Annotated in this window: 13 protein-coding genes; 8 read left to right on the top strand and 5 right to left on the bottom strand. The window is 48.1% G+C overall.

The annotated features are described in order from the left end of the window. Positions 1-104: 104 nt before the first annotated feature. Positions 105-986 (bottom strand): class A beta-lactamase, encoded by an 882-nt coding sequence (gene bla / locus B5M13_RS13995; RefSeq protein WP_245860001.1) that lies wholly within the window; start codon positions 984-986, stop codon positions 105-107. A gap of 224 nt (positions 987-1210) precedes the next feature. Between bla and lepB the strand changes: the two genes are divergently transcribed. From lepB to B5M13_RS13975, 4 genes are all read left to right on the top strand, one after another. Then, entirely contained in the window at positions 1211-2380 is a 1170-nt protein-coding gene (lepB, locus tag B5M13_RS13990) for a signal peptidase I (RefSeq protein WP_080056267.1), read from the top strand. A 344-nt stretch (positions 2381-2724) separates the two neighbouring features. Continuing rightward, on the top strand, positions 2725-5370 hold the full coding sequence (locus tag B5M13_RS13985; protein WP_080056266.1) for a TonB-dependent receptor domain-containing protein: 2646 nt from the start codon (positions 2725-2727) through the stop codon (positions 5368-5370). A gap of 199 nt (positions 5371-5569) precedes the next feature. After that, positions 5570-7441, top strand: coding sequence for a sensor histidine kinase (locus B5M13_RS34150; RefSeq protein ID WP_245859999.1), 1872 nt, complete (start codon positions 5570-5572; stop codon positions 7439-7441). Between the two features lie 119 nt (positions 7442-7560). Further along, entirely contained in the window at positions 7561-7965 is a 405-nt protein-coding gene (locus B5M13_RS13975) for a hypothetical protein (protein ID WP_080056265.1), read from the top strand. Here B5M13_RS13975 and B5M13_RS13970 read toward each other — a convergent pair. From B5M13_RS13970 to B5M13_RS13960, 3 genes are all read right to left on the bottom strand, one after another. Then, positions 7934-8377, bottom strand: a complete 444-nt coding sequence (locus B5M13_RS13970) for a response regulator (protein WP_170061130.1) — start codon at positions 8375-8377, stop codon at positions 7934-7936. The genes B5M13_RS13975 and B5M13_RS13970 overlap by 32 nt on opposite strands. Positions 8378-8613: 236 nt before the next feature. After that, positions 8614-9438 (bottom strand): 1,4-dihydroxy-2-naphthoyl-CoA synthase, encoded by an 825-nt coding sequence (menB, locus tag B5M13_RS13965; protein ID WP_080056263.1) that lies wholly within the window; start codon positions 9436-9438, stop codon positions 8614-8616. A gap of 74 nt (positions 9439-9512) precedes the next feature. Then, a complete protein-coding gene (locus B5M13_RS13960; protein ID WP_080056262.1) occupies positions 9513-9977 on the bottom strand; it encodes a DUF2452 domain-containing protein in 465 nt (154 codons plus the stop codon). A 121-nt stretch (positions 9978-10098) separates the two neighbouring features. Here B5M13_RS13960 and B5M13_RS13955 point away from each other — a divergent pair, with 121 nt between their 5' ends. Genes B5M13_RS13955 through B5M13_RS13940 form a run of 4 tightly spaced genes read left to right on the top strand, consistent with a single transcriptional unit; the run spans position 10099 to position 12854 of the window. Beyond that, complete coding sequence (locus B5M13_RS13955; protein ID WP_245859997.1) at positions 10099-10569, top strand: QcrA and Rieske domain-containing protein; 471 nt, start codon at positions 10099-10101, stop codon at positions 10567-10569. A 15-nt stretch (positions 10570-10584) separates the two neighbouring features. Then, on the top strand, positions 10585-10998 hold the full coding sequence (locus tag B5M13_RS13950) for a ribosomal maturation YjgA family protein (protein WP_080056260.1): 414 nt from the start codon (positions 10585-10587) through the stop codon (positions 10996-10998). Between the two features lie 15 nt (positions 10999-11013). Next, complete coding sequence (locus B5M13_RS13945; protein WP_080056259.1) at positions 11014-12099, top strand: AMP-binding protein; 1086 nt, start codon at positions 11014-11016, stop codon at positions 12097-12099. Between the two features lie 23 nt (positions 12100-12122). Further along, complete coding sequence (locus B5M13_RS13940; protein WP_080056258.1) at positions 12123-12854, top strand: hypothetical protein; 732 nt, start codon at positions 12123-12125, stop codon at positions 12852-12854. A gap of 12 nt (positions 12855-12866) precedes the next feature. Here B5M13_RS13940 and B5M13_RS13935 read toward each other — a convergent pair whose 3' ends face one another. Further along, positions 12867-13511, bottom strand: a complete 645-nt coding sequence (locus tag B5M13_RS13935) for a class I SAM-dependent methyltransferase (RefSeq protein ID WP_080056257.1) — start codon at positions 13509-13511, stop codon at positions 12867-12869. Position 13512 lies beyond the last annotated feature (1 nt).

Here is a 13512-nt window from a genome sequence, read left to right as displayed (position 1 = left end):
ATTGAGAAGGTATTTGTATCCATCGACTTCTCAGTAGGCCAAGTTAGTTACAACAACGACTATGCGGAAGTTGAATTAGCCGATGTGCTAAAGTAGGAATTCAGTCAATGCCAATAATCCCAGGCAGCTTTGGCAATCCGGGCGATGACAGCTTCTCGTGTTGTCGCGTCGGCTTTAGCATCGGAAACGAGTACGGCAATGGCGATATGACGCCCGTCGGGCAGGGTAAGGTTACCTACGTCGTTTGTAGCGGCTGTTATGCCATCGATTGTCCAGGAAGTGCCGGTTTTATGGGCTACCAGACTACCTGCCGGGAGTAATCCTTTGAGCCGTTGACGTCCAGTCTGTGTATCGGTCAATAGATGGAGCAGCAAGGCATGGCTTGTTCTGGATAATCCTTTACCCGCCTGAACGGCCTTCAATAAAGCGACTAACTGGCTCGGCTTAGCCCAGTTACGATATTGAACGGCATTGTCACTACCGATTTCTCTCTCCGTATTCAGAACCATCACGCCTGTTATACCCAGCGTCCGCAAATAGTTCATCACCACCTCTGCCCCACCCAGAACCCGCAACAGCACATCACTGGCCGATCCGTCACTTTCTGAAACGGCGTAACGAAGGAGTTCAGCAAGGGTTATGTCGGCTCCCTGAGGGAATTTATCCCGTATGGGGCTATGTTGCCGTTCAGATATATAATCGCTCTTGGATACATGAACCAATTGTGCCAACACTAGCTTCCCTTGATCAACCTGATGCAGGACAGCCATACCGATCGGCAGTTTGTAAACGCTCTGCATCGGGTATTGCTCATTTTCATGAAACCCGACTGACTCCCCCGTCTCCAGCAACGTAGCGGCAACCCCTACTCGCCCCTGGGCATCCTGCGCAATCTGCTCGATTTTGGTACGGAATTGCTCGATGGAGTTTGTGGTCCGCTTTGCCGTCTGGGCATACGTAGACAAAGCCACAAGTAATACCGCCAAAACGAGAAGATTAATTCTGAAAATGAGATGATACACCATAATTGCTTTTGGTAAATCCGCCGGAAAATTAATCATATCGCTCTACTTCCCGACAATCAACCTACTATAGAGCCATCTATGTAAAATAGATGCTACCCCATACACTTTGCCTGTATATTTCATCAGTAGTCAAATCGTTCCATTACAGACCGCTATAAATCAAACGCATAATTTACGCACTCTTTATGTTTGGCAAGAAAACAGAGACCACTGGTAAAGCTATTAAACCTAAAAAGTCGCCCCTTCGGGAATGGCTCGACTCGATTCTGTTTGCGGTCATTGCCGCCACCCTTATCCGGTTCCTGACCTTTGAAGCCTTCGCCATTCCGACCCCTTCCATGGAGAGTGACCTGATGGTGGGCGACTATCTGTTCGTCAGTAAGCTTCACTATGGTGTACGGACTCCAAAAACGCCGTTACAGGTTCCGCTTACCCATCAGAAAATCTGGGGCACTGAAATTCCGTCGTTCAGCAAAGCGATTCAGTTACCCATTTATCGTTTGCCGGGCTTTACGAGCGTCAAAAATGGGGATGTAGTCGTTTTCAATTACCCACCACCTAAAACGGGCGAAACGGACTACCCTACCGACCTGAAAACTGATTTTATCAAGCGCTGCATTGGTATTCCGGGCGATGTTATCGAAATCCGGCAGGAGCAGGTTTATGTGAACGGCAAGGTGATGCCTACTCCCGAACGGGCGCAAACTACTTACTTTCTTAAAACAACCGAAGAGCTTGACGAGCGCTTTTTTCGCAAGTACGACATCGTGAATGATTTCAAATCGCCGGAGGGGCCTTTCATCAATTGGCAACCCCTTGCCGTTTACAACGATACCACGAAAACGTATAAACTGGTCGGTTATCGGGTCAATACCACCCAACACATGATTACCAAATTCAGGGGATTCGACTGGGTGAAAGGCATCGAGCCGATGACGGAACCTGCTGGTCAGGTAGGGCCCGGTATTTACGGAAGTTCAGCCTATGCCTGGAATCAGGATAATTTTGGGCCGCTCAAGGTTCCGAAAGAGGGCATGACCATTCCAATTAACAAACAAACGATTGCGGTATATGGCCCTGTCATTGAACGGTATGAAGGCAATGGAAAAGTAGAGATAACTGCCACCAGCATTCAAATCAACGGCCAGCCAATTACGTCGTATACCTTCAAACAAGGCTACTATTTCATGATGGGCGACAACCGACACAACTCGGAAGACTCGCGTTATTGGGGCTTTGTTCCGGCCGACCATATTATCGGTAAGGCCGTGTTTGTCTGGATGTCTATCGATCCGGTCCCGGCCGACGTATGGCACAAAATCCGCTGGAATCACCTGTTCCGATTGATCAATTAAGGATGCCTTCGATGGGAATAGATTTCTCCTGTGTATCGTGCAATGTGCCGAATTAGCCTAGCCAGTAGATATACTTATTAATCATAAATGCCAGAATCACTTAGTGAAATTCTGGCATTTATGATTAATACCAATTGATAATCAGCAAATTACAAACGACAATACATGTAACTTAATAGACCATCTCATTTCAGCCTGAAAATCAACCATAATTATTTTTGAAGTTCAAAAACCCCGATCCACCACCCAAAATCGGGCATTCGGCAACATTCATTTTCTGGCGATGATACTCCGTAGCAATTTCGTCCCAACGAAAAAGCACCTCACTACAGCGGAGTACTACCATGAAAAAAATACTTCTTTTATTGTTTATAAGCAGTACAGCTTTTGCTCAATTCGGCCCTGGGGGCGGTGGACCCGGTGGTGGGCGATTTGGCGGACCAGGCGGCCAGGATGGATTTGGCCAGAAAAAAGAAAAAACATTCATTCCAGGAACCGATACTGATACACAGCCTAAAGGAAATGGTAAGATCTCAGGTATCCTGATGGATTCAACGACCAGCAAACCCGTCGAATACGCTACCATAGCCCTGATCAATACCCAAACCAACAAGCCAATCGACGGTACCACAGCCGATGAAAAAGGACGATTTACACTATCGAAACTGGCTCCAGGCACCTACAAACTGCAATACTCCTTCATCGGTTATAAGAACCGTCTGTCGGCTCCGATTACGATTGCCAAAGGTTCCGAAATCAATGTAGGGGTTATAAATCTCCCCCCTGATGTCCGCACACTGGCCGAAGCCACCGTAACAGGTCAGGCGTCGATGATTGAAGAAAGGGTGGACCGCCTGGTGTACAATGCCGAAAAAGATGTAACCACCAAAGGTGGAGACGCTTCGGATGTAATGCGGAAAGTCCCCATGCTCACGGTTGATCTCGACGGGAACCTGACCCTTCGGGGTAGTAGCAACATTCAGGTGTTGATCAACAACAAGCCTAGTACCATTGTCGCCAGTAGCGTCGCCGATGCATTGAAACAGATTCCGGCCGACATGATCAAGAGCGTTGAAGTCATTACCAGCCCGTCGGCTAAGTACGATGCTGAAGGATCGGGAGGTATCATTAACATCGTGACCAAGAAAACGACTTTACAGGGTCTGACACTTGACGTAAACAGTGGAGTGGGCAACCGCGGCTCGAACCTGGGTTTGAATGCCAATTACCGCACCGGCAAAATGGGATTTTCGCTCAGCGGCTTCGGACGGGCCGAGTACAATGTAAAAGGTGAATTTGAAAATACCCAGACCACCAAAACGGCCAATGGCAACCAGGTTACGATTCAGAATGCCAGTACCCTTACACAGCGGCTGTTTGGTAACTATCAGTTGGGCTGGGATTATGACATTGACAAAAATACGTCGCTGACAGCTAGCGTACGCTACGGAGCCCGCAATGGCACCTCAACGCAAAATGGGCTGCTGACAACCACCTACTTGCCGGGTGTCAGCAATCCCGTTCTGAATTTACGGGACGTTTCAACAAAAGACATTAACGGCAATCTGGATGCCAATGTCACGTATACCAAAACATACAAACCTCAACAGGAACTAAGCATCCTGGGACTTTTTAGCCAAAACAACCGTCAGAATGATTTTACGGCCGATCTGCTCAGCCCAACCGATATGCATACCATTCTGTCGCGGCAGCGGAACGACAACCCCAGTCAGAATAAAGAATCAACCTTACAGATTGATTACCAGACACCGTTGAGTCAGAAAACACTGCTCGAATTTGGTGGCAAAGGCATCCTCCGTCAAGTTAATAGCGACTATACCTATTTTCTGGCTCAAGGTGCCACAGGCGATTACGTTGTCGACAATACCCGGCAAAACAATTCACTGAATTACCAACAGCAAATTCTGGGCGCCTATGCTTCGATTACGGCAGCGTTACCTAAAAAATTCACGCTGAAAGCGGGAGCGCGGTATGAATATACGCTGTTGGATGCCCGGTTTGGATCCGAACAAACTGGCACGCCCATCTCCCTGTCGAACTACGGTAATCTGGTACCCAGTATCAATATTTCGAAGAGCCTGAAAGGGAACAAAACCCTGAAGCTGGCCTACAACCGCCGGATTCAACGCCCTGGGATCCAGTTCCTGAATCCAAACGTCAACTCGTCGAACCCAACAAACATAAGCCAGGGGAACCCCTACTTATCGCCCGAGCTGACCGACAACGTGGAGTTGAGCTTATCCATGCCGTTGAAAGCCGTTTATCTGACCACTTCACTCTTTGCCCGTCGGACCAACAACGAAATCACCAGCGTGCGCGACACGGCTACGGTACTGGTAAACAATGTGGCCCAAACAGCTATTCGGACTAACTACCAGAACGTCGGCTACGAAGATACCTATGGCATGAACGTGTTCGGGAATATCAACCTCTCATCAAAACTCCAGCTCAATGGTGGCTTCGATCTGATGCATGTTAACCTGACCAACAACAACGCAAACCCGATTTATGCGGCCTCAAATTCCGGCTGGGTACTGGGCGGACGGCTCTTCGGCACCTATACCATTGGAAATGGCTGGGGACTTCAGGGCGGTGGTGGTATGATGGGACGCCGGATTCAGTTACAAGGCTATCAGGGTTCGTTTGCCTTTTATAACATCGGTTTCCGGAAAGAAATCGCTCAGAAAAAGGGAAGCATTGGCCTGGTTGCCGAAAACTTCCTGAACCATCCCTTCACCGTTCGTTCGGAATCAAGCTCGTCCATCCTAAGTCAATCGAGTGTCAATAGCTTCTATAACGCTGGTGTTCGGCTAACCTTTAGCTACAAAATTGGTAAGATGAAGTTCGTCGACAGCAAGCGGAAGAAGTCGATTGAAAATGACGATGTAAAAGGTGAAGGCGGTGGCGGCAACGATGGTCAGCAACAGGCAGCCCCGGCTGCTGGTGGTGGCGGTCGCCCTCGTTCATAAGATAGCTTTTGAACACTATAGTTTGTAAACAGATTTGGCCTCATTTCGATGAGGCCAAATCTATTTATAGCCCTGATGGTACTAATTCGTGGCGAGGTTCAGCACCATCAGGCATGTACCTAGCTAGTTGCTATTATTTGTAAAGGTTTTTTTTATCTTTCGCTGATCAATTTCAATTTACTGTCGTCTGGAAGTCGTTATGCGAGTCAGGGATTTTATCGGCTACTTCCTGCTAATCTTAGCTATCTTCTCTCAGGCAACACCTAAAGGCGTAGCGCAAGCTATCCAGAGAGATAGCCTCACTACGCCCTCCGCTTCCATTGCCCAGATCAAATGGTTGCGAAAAAACCTGCAACTAAACAATCGACCACTTAATCCCTTCACTGCCGACTCGCTGCTTCGAGCTGCCCGTCGGCTCAATGATCGCGCAAGCCAACTTGTGGCACTTTGCCAGTTAGCCAGTAGTCAACGGCAGGAAGGTAGTCAATCACAAACGGCCAATACACTCCAGGCCGAAGCCCTATCTTTGGCAGCCCAATTACTCGACGTTCGAGAGGTTAGCTGGGCCCTATCAATGGCAGGAGATTTGATGAAGCAGGATACGAATGCTCGTTTGCTACCTGTCGTCCATGCCTTAAGCATAAGTATGAAACAGGCTGCAGTCAGGAGGAAAGAAAAGCCACAAAGAGGGCGGTTCTTCCAACCGAATAACGATGAACTATCCAAAACCCCTTTCCCGACAGCACGACCTAATCTACCCTCCCATCGATTTAATCCCGAAAAATCCACTCAGTTTACACCACCTTCTTCTATACACTTTACGGAAAGTTGGCTCGATAGTTTGGTCAGGCTAAGTGGTCAACCCTCGCCCGACCTCACGAAATTAACCGAAAAGAAGAAGATCCGGGATTCGAGTCATCAACTGAGTCAGAGATTTGCCCAACGTGGCGATTACGCACAGGCCTATAACTATTATGTACAGTATACTGCCTACAAAGATAGTCTGGCGGCAGAAGTAACGGCCCGTCAACTGGCCGCTATTAAATTCCGGCAAACCAGTCAAAAGAAAGAAGCCCAGATCAAACTGCTGGTCGCCGAACGCAAACTTCGTGAACAGGATGCCCTGCAACAACGTCAGCTATTGTTACTCCTGGTCGGTCTGGCTTTCCTGCTACTAGCCTTTTCGATTACGCTGATCCGATCAAATCGGCAACGTATGCGAACAAACCAGCAGTTACATGACCAGAAAGAAGCCCTTCAACATACCCTTAGTGAGCTAAAAACAACACAAAACCAGCTTATTCAGTCTGAGAAAATGGCCGCACTCGGCGAACTGACCGCCGGTATTGCTCATGAAATTCAGAACCCGTTAAACTTCGTTAATAACTTTTCGGAAGTATCCGCCGAGTTAGTCGATGAGCTTGTAGAGGTTCAGCACGAAACCGGCCCAATCGATGAGTTACAGGCGGAGTTACTAGCCGATCTGAAACAGAACCTCCAGAAAATCACCCAACATGGTGGGCGGGCTTCAGCAATTGTAAAAGGCATGCTCGAACACAGCCGAAAAGTTACGGGCGAAAAAGAGCCAACGGACCTTAACAGCCTGGCAGAAGAGCAACTCCGGCTGACCTATCATACGATACAACGAAACGATTCTACATTCGAAGCCAATCTAACGACTGAACTCGATACGAACCTGGGTCTGACGAATGTAGTACAGCAGGAAATTAGCCGGGTTTTAATCAATCTGTACACCAATGCTTTTTATGCCCTTCAACAGAAACTTGCCTTAAATCCAACCGGTTTTACACCAGAGCTACGAGTCCATTCAGAACGCAGGGGAAAGTATATCCTGCTCTCGATCTGGGACAATGGCACAGGAATCCCTGAGGCAGTCCGAGAAAAAATATATCAGCCTTTTTTCACAACCAAGCCCAACGGAGTTGGCACTGGACTGGGCTTATCGCTCAGCTATGATATTATCACGAAAGGCTACGGCGGCACATTAACTCTATCTACCGAATACGGACAATTCACCGAGTTTACGATTACTCTGCCTGCATCCGATTAACAGTCTTATAAAACGTATATAATTATCAACTTATTTACTAAACCATATACGTCTTATAACATATCTTTGGCAATCGTACACAAGATGGCTACCTTGGAACCGCTAAATTTTTTACCGTTATGACGATTACGTTTACTCCGATTGAACTTCCTTTCAAAGTAGGTGCTACTGTTTATGTCAATCAGGAGCACGGCCAACGGCGTCAGGATGAGAAAGGGCCCACCTACCCTTATTTCGAGGCCCAGATTGAGCGTATTTTCTTCGATGGCCGACTGGAGGAAATGAGTGTGATCGATCAGCCGGTGGATGTCTATGAATTGAAAGTAGCAACCGCCGTATACGAACTTAAGCCAATCGGCCAGTATGAAGATCTGGTCAAAATGCCGCTGAAATTGAAATTACCTGTGAAAGAACCCAAGCTTTTCGGTAGTGAGCAGGAACTGATGGATTATCTGAAGTCCCTCGAGCATATCGAACAGCACGTAATTCCCACTAAGCCTGACCCGGAAGGCGAACTGTCTTAAACCAGTACTCCCGAATACTAATGACAATATCCAGCAGTTGACTGTGGGTAGAGGGTTTCACAATAACGGATTGAGCTCCTAGTTGATAGGCCAGCGACACTTTATCGACATCTTCAACGCCCGTTAGCATAATAACCGGAATGTCGGCCCATTGTCGGTTAATCTTTAGGTTCATTAGAATTTCCAGCCCGTCGGGGTATGGCATATGCATGTCCAGAAAAATCAAATGGGGTCTGGCTGTTGGATCAGCCAATACCTCCAGAAGAATCAGGCCATTGTAAAAAATGCGTAAACGACAATTGGGAATAATTTCATGAATGGCCATTTCAAACAGAATGGCATCTTCCTCATCATCGTCTACTAAATACACTACTCGACTAGGGTCACTTTTGGGTAGAGATGATGTTGTCATAAGTTGAGATTTCCAAAGTATGAATAACTAATTATTCATACATAACTAAAGTGGCCCCTGAACGTCCCTGATAAATTTAAATTTTAGGCCAAATCTATGACATTCTTAGCGATAGACCATATCAAATACGGATAAATAGGTAGAAAGTAACTGATTGGTTTCCGCTACGCGGTTCACAATAGGATAATACCTTCGTATTCGTTTACTGTAAACCGTATAGCGGATTTTTTTCCCTATTATGGAAATTTTGGAAACTTACTGAAGTCAGGTTTACGCTTTTCCAAAAACGCGTCTTTTCCTTCTTTGGCCTCCTCCGACAGATAATAGAGCAACGTGGCATCACCAGCCAACTGTTGTATACCGGCCTGCCCATCCAGTTCAGCATTGAACGATGCTTTCAGCATCCGAATGGCAATAGGGCTTTTTTCAAGAATTTTCCGGCACCAGCTAATGGTTACCTCTTCCAATTGCTCAAGGGGTACAACTTTATTGACCAACCCCATCTCCAGGGCCTCCTGCGCATCGTATTGATCGCACAAATACCAGATTTCGCGGGCTTTTTTCTGGCCAACCACCCGGGCCAGGAATGAAGCGCCAAAGCCACCATCGAATGATCCCACCTTTGGACCCGTTTGGCCAAAGCGTGCATTTTCGGCGGCAATCGACAAATCGCAAATCACGTGTAGAACATGGCCACCGCCAATAGCATAACCCGCCACCATTGCAATCACAGGCTTTGGAATACGACGGATTTGCATTTGCAGGTCCAATACATTCAATCGTGGCACTTTATCTTCCCCAACGTACCCGCCATGTCCGCGCACCGACTGATCACCACCTGAACAGAAGGCTTCGCCCCCTTCACCTGTCAAGATAATTACGCCAACCCGTTCATCCTGTCGGGCTATTTCCATCGCTTCCGACATCTCCTTAACGGTCAATGGCGTAAAGGCGTTGCGCTTATGCGGTCGGTTGATACTGATTTTAGCAATCCCGTCGTAATAGCTGAACAGGATTTCTTTGTATTCTTTAATGGGTTCCCAAGGGTAGTTACTCGTCATAATGATTGAATTACTGAATGATCGAATGATTGAATGGCAAACGAATCGAAGTTCGCAACAATTCACTCATTCGATCATTCACTCATTGAAAATTCTGTTTCATGATACTGCACATCCCACGTATGATCGGCCATCATACGGACCGTGGCGAGGCAACGCTCAAAAGGAAACTTACGACCCCATTCATTGGGTGCCACCATTGAGAGAAGGTCTGTACCATTTTTACGCTGATAAAAATAATAGGTATGCCCAACTACGGGTTCAAAACTCATTTGTGCCGCATAAATACGCTCCGATATTTCGACCCGATTCCGAATGGCCGTAGCCTGCTCAGCCAGCAACTGCATCTGTTTATATAGTTGACTGAGCTGCATATCGGTTTGCTCACGCATGGCTGCTACAGCCCGCCCTGTAATTTTACCTTTGTCTTCGGGTCGAATGATGGCTCCACCGACCGAGTGAGCATAGGCCAGCAATCCTGGCGATTCGGCAACTTTATCCGGTGAAATCGGATTGATGAAAACTTTCGCTTCTTCCATATTTGTTAATTGGGTAACCGCCCGGCAAACGTATTTGTTTGCTGTCGTTGAATGACAAAAAATAACGCATATTTACACCGATGAATCCGGCATAATGCCACAAAAGTACATCAAAACCACTATGGATACTACGTTTCTGCCCTCAGATCAGCCAACAATGCACCGTCAGGATTTTTTTCGGCTGGTTGGAACCAGTATTGGCGCCATAGTCCTTAAGCGCTGTATGATTGGCTGCAGCGATCAGGCGGATGGCTCTCCACCGCCCACACCTACTACAAAAAAAGTTGACTTTACATTACGGCTGGATGATCGGGCCAACGAAAATCTGACCGTAAAGGGAGGCTATGTAATCGCCAATGGAGTGATTGTTGCACAAACTAAAGATGGGCGGTATATAGCTGTTTCGGCCAACTGTACCCATCAAAACACTCAACTGGTTTATAAATCCGTAGAAAATCAATTCTATTGCCCACTCCACCTCTCCCGCTTCGCTACGAATGGCGATGTCATCGCTGGTCCGGCAGTCGTTCCGCTCACTCAATACACGGTTGAGACCAACCTGGCGGCAAAAACCATTCGAGTCCATAATTAAGCGATTATACCAGCTGTGCGCAATCGGGTTAGTTACGGACTCCTACTGGTCGGCGTCGTTGGGTTCGGGCTGGCATCACGATGGCTTCCAGGTCCAGACTCGTTCATCCGGAATTATGCAGGTGATACATTATGGGCATTGATGGTATTTCTGGGTTTTGGATTCCTGTTCCGCCGACGGTCAACCACCACGATTGCACTGGTCGCCCTTCTGTTTTCTGTGTGCATTGAACTCAGTCAATTATACCACGCTCCCTGGATCGATTACCTGCGATCAACCCGACTGGGAGGTCTGGTACTAGGCTTTGGCTTTCTCTGGAGTGATCTGCTCTGCTATGCCATCGGTATTGCAGCCGGAGCCTTTACGGAATTGGCGCTCTTACCTTCTTTAAGTCATTCTAACAATCAGACACAGGGCGCGCATACTTAATAGTCATTTTATACCATGCATATTCTGTCACCGTCCTATTGGCCCCAGCCTGCTACGCCCTATGAATCCGAAGCGCTGGATTTTTGCAAAGCCTGGCAAAGTGGGCAAACAGAATTTGTTCTCCATACGTCGGGATCGACCGGGACGCCTAAACCGATTCGACTGACGCGGGCGCAGATGCAGGCCAGCGCCCGCCTAACCGGACAGACGCTTGATTTACAGGCAGGCGACGCAGCACTGGTTTGCCTGAATATTCGGTATGTGGCCGGTACCATGATGCTGGTACGAGGGCTGGAGCTTGGTCTGCCGATGACCCTCCTTGAACCCTCCAGCAATCCACTAGAACACCTTGACCCGACAACATCCCATTTCGCTTTTACGGCCCTGGTCCCCCTGCAACTACAAACAATTCTGGAACAATCGCCCGACAAGCTTCCAATTCTGAATGGCATGAAAGCCATACTGGTAGGCGGTGCAGCTACCAGTATGGCTCTGGAGAAGGCATTACAAGTGATTACTGCCCCTGTTTTTGCCACCTATGGCATGACCGAAACAGTCTCTCACATTGCCCTCCGCCGATTGAATGGCCCCGACGCATCGGCTATATTCAAGGCGCTTGATGGCGTAACTCTGGGTACCGACGAACGAGGCTGTTTACATATTACATCGGCCGCCACCAATTTTGAGCGTGTCCAGACCAACGACGTGGTTGAATTACTAGATAATCTACATTTTCGTCTGCTGGGCCGGGCCGATGCCATCATCAATTCAGGCGGGGTTAAACTACAACCCGAATTAATAGAGCAGCGAATCAGTCAAGTATTAACCAACTACGGTCTATCCCATCGGGTTATCATTGCGGGTCTACCCGATGAACAATTGGGACAGCGTGTAGTAGCTTTCATTGAACTGATTCATTCTACCCCGTCCGAATCATTTTGGCAAGCATGGGAAACAGCGGAGGCCGACATCCGCCAGACAATCGGTAAATATGTCATTCCCAAAGATGTCATTATTGTCCCTAATTTTGCTGAAACCCCTACGGGTAAAATTGATCGCCGGGCAACCGTCGCCAACTATCTTGACCAATCACCCTCCTGAGGGTTGGTATTCTATCAACATGTATGTTTAAGCACCTTCATATTCGCTATCAGACCGCTCGCTCGTTACCAGCTCCATATGCCTATTTTTACACCCTCTCGGCCCGTCCGGTTAGTAGCAATGCCTTACAGATAGAGTTAGTTATTACCTATCCCGACCGCGACGACATTGACGACGATGAATTACAGGCTGAGGGGTATACCCGCGATGACGATTTTAGCTGGAAAGGTCAGTTGCCCAAAACCTGGCTGGACACGATGACGACCTTGATTCGCAAAACTGAATTGCAGCCGCTGGAAGAGGATTCGCTGGAAGAAGACGACGATTTCTGGAGTATGACCATCGAAGCCAATAATACCCGACAAGGCCAGCCAAACAACATCGACGATTGGCACTATCTGGTCCAGGAACTCATGCAGGCGACCTATGAAATTACAGGTCGCGAACGCCCCTTCGAGCTAACCTACCTCGATCTCAACAGCCGCCAGGGTGATAGTGAAATCTACCTGACAGGCTCTTTTGCGGAACGACAGGTAACGATCCGCAGCGTACAGCAGCGACGTGAACGTTCGCGTACATTCCCCTGGACAACCCTCCAGCAAATCATGAGTAAGGTGTACGCGCATGACTTCTCGCCGGATGATGCACTACTCAAACGCCCAAAGCGGGACGGGCGGTGGTTAAATCTGGGAGGTGAAGAGTGGTATGATATTCATGCGATACCTGCCTTAACCAAAGTCTTCAGCAACTTATAGACCCAGCGCAGGCTACCGCACCCAAACATCAGTAGCCACCATTCCTTTCAGATGGTGCCCCTGCTCCCGTGCTGATAAGTTAGCTGCTGCAAGCACCCGTTGCCAATTGGCTAACTGTCGGGTCGGGATACCCGCTGTCAACCGAAAAAACTGGATCATCATCCAAAGTAATGTTCGTTGCCATCCGATGGTGGTTGGTACAAAGTCGGTAACCAACCATAAGCCACCCGGTTTCAGCACACTGTATAGCTGAGGTACGAATGAGTTTTGTAGAAACGATTCCGAAAAGAGATCCAATACAAAAGGCGTCAGTATCACATCGAAACGGTCTTTATCGGTCAAACTGGTTTCATCCCCCAATCGAAATTCGACACTACCCATAACCGACTGCCGTACCATCCGCCGACTGGCACGGGCGAGCATCTGGGCCGAGGCTTCCAGATAAACCACCCGCTTTGGCAGGCAACGCGTCAATACCTGCTGCAACAGCCAGCCCGTTCCACCACCGACTAGTAGTATTGTAGCCCCTATCGGAATCCGGTTTAGCCAGGTCAGTTGTGCCTGCTGTAGCTTACGACCAAACACAACGAAGGCGAGGAAATCGTAAACGGGTGCAACCGCATTAAAGTTTCCGACAGCCTTCTGTTTGGTTTCCATC

This window comes from Spirosoma aerolatum (assembly GCF_002056795.1).
GTDB lineage: Bacteria > Bacteroidota > Bacteroidia > Cytophagales > Spirosomataceae > Spirosoma > Spirosoma aerolatum.
The sequence above is the reverse complement of the archived record's forward strand: the minus strand, read 5'-3'. Positions and strand labels throughout refer to the sequence as shown.

Bases quoted from the DNA above. Each gene is read 5' to 3' on its own strand.
- lepB (WP_080056267.1), top strand. From the start codon at position 1,211: ATGTTTGGCAAGAAAACAGAGACCACTGGTAAAGCTATTAAACCTAAA.
- B5M13_RS13985 (WP_080056266.1), top strand. From the start codon at position 2,725: ATGAAAAAAATACTTCTTTTATTGTTTATAAGCAGTACAGCTTTTGCT.
- B5M13_RS34150 (WP_245859999.1), top strand. From the start codon at position 5,570: ATGCGAGTCAGGGATTTTATCGGCTACTTCCTGCTAATCTTAGCTATC.
- B5M13_RS13975 (WP_080056265.1), top strand. From the start codon at position 7,561: ATGACGATTACGTTTACTCCGATTGAACTTCCTTTCAAAGTAGGTGCT.
- B5M13_RS13970 (WP_170061130.1), bottom strand. From the start codon at position 8,377: ATGACAACATCATCTCTACCCAAAAGTGACCCTAGTCGAGTAGTGTAT.
- menB (WP_080056263.1), bottom strand. From the start codon at position 9,438: ATGACGAGTAACTACCCTTGGGAACCCATTAAAGAATACAAAGAAATC.
- B5M13_RS13960 (WP_080056262.1), bottom strand. From the start codon at position 9,977: ATGGAAGAAGCGAAAGTTTTCATCAATCCGATTTCACCGGATAAAGTT.
- B5M13_RS13955 (WP_245859997.1), top strand. From the start codon at position 10,099: ATGGATACTACGTTTCTGCCCTCAGATCAGCCAACAATGCACCGTCAG.
- B5M13_RS13945 (WP_080056259.1), top strand. From the start codon at position 11,014: ATGCATATTCTGTCACCGTCCTATTGGCCCCAGCCTGCTACGCCCTAT.
- B5M13_RS13940 (WP_080056258.1), top strand. From the start codon at position 12,123: ATGTTTAAGCACCTTCATATTCGCTATCAGACCGCTCGCTCGTTACCA.
- B5M13_RS13935 (WP_080056257.1), bottom strand. From the start codon at position 13,511: ATGGAAACCAAACAGAAGGCTGTCGGAAACTTTAATGCGGTTGCACCC.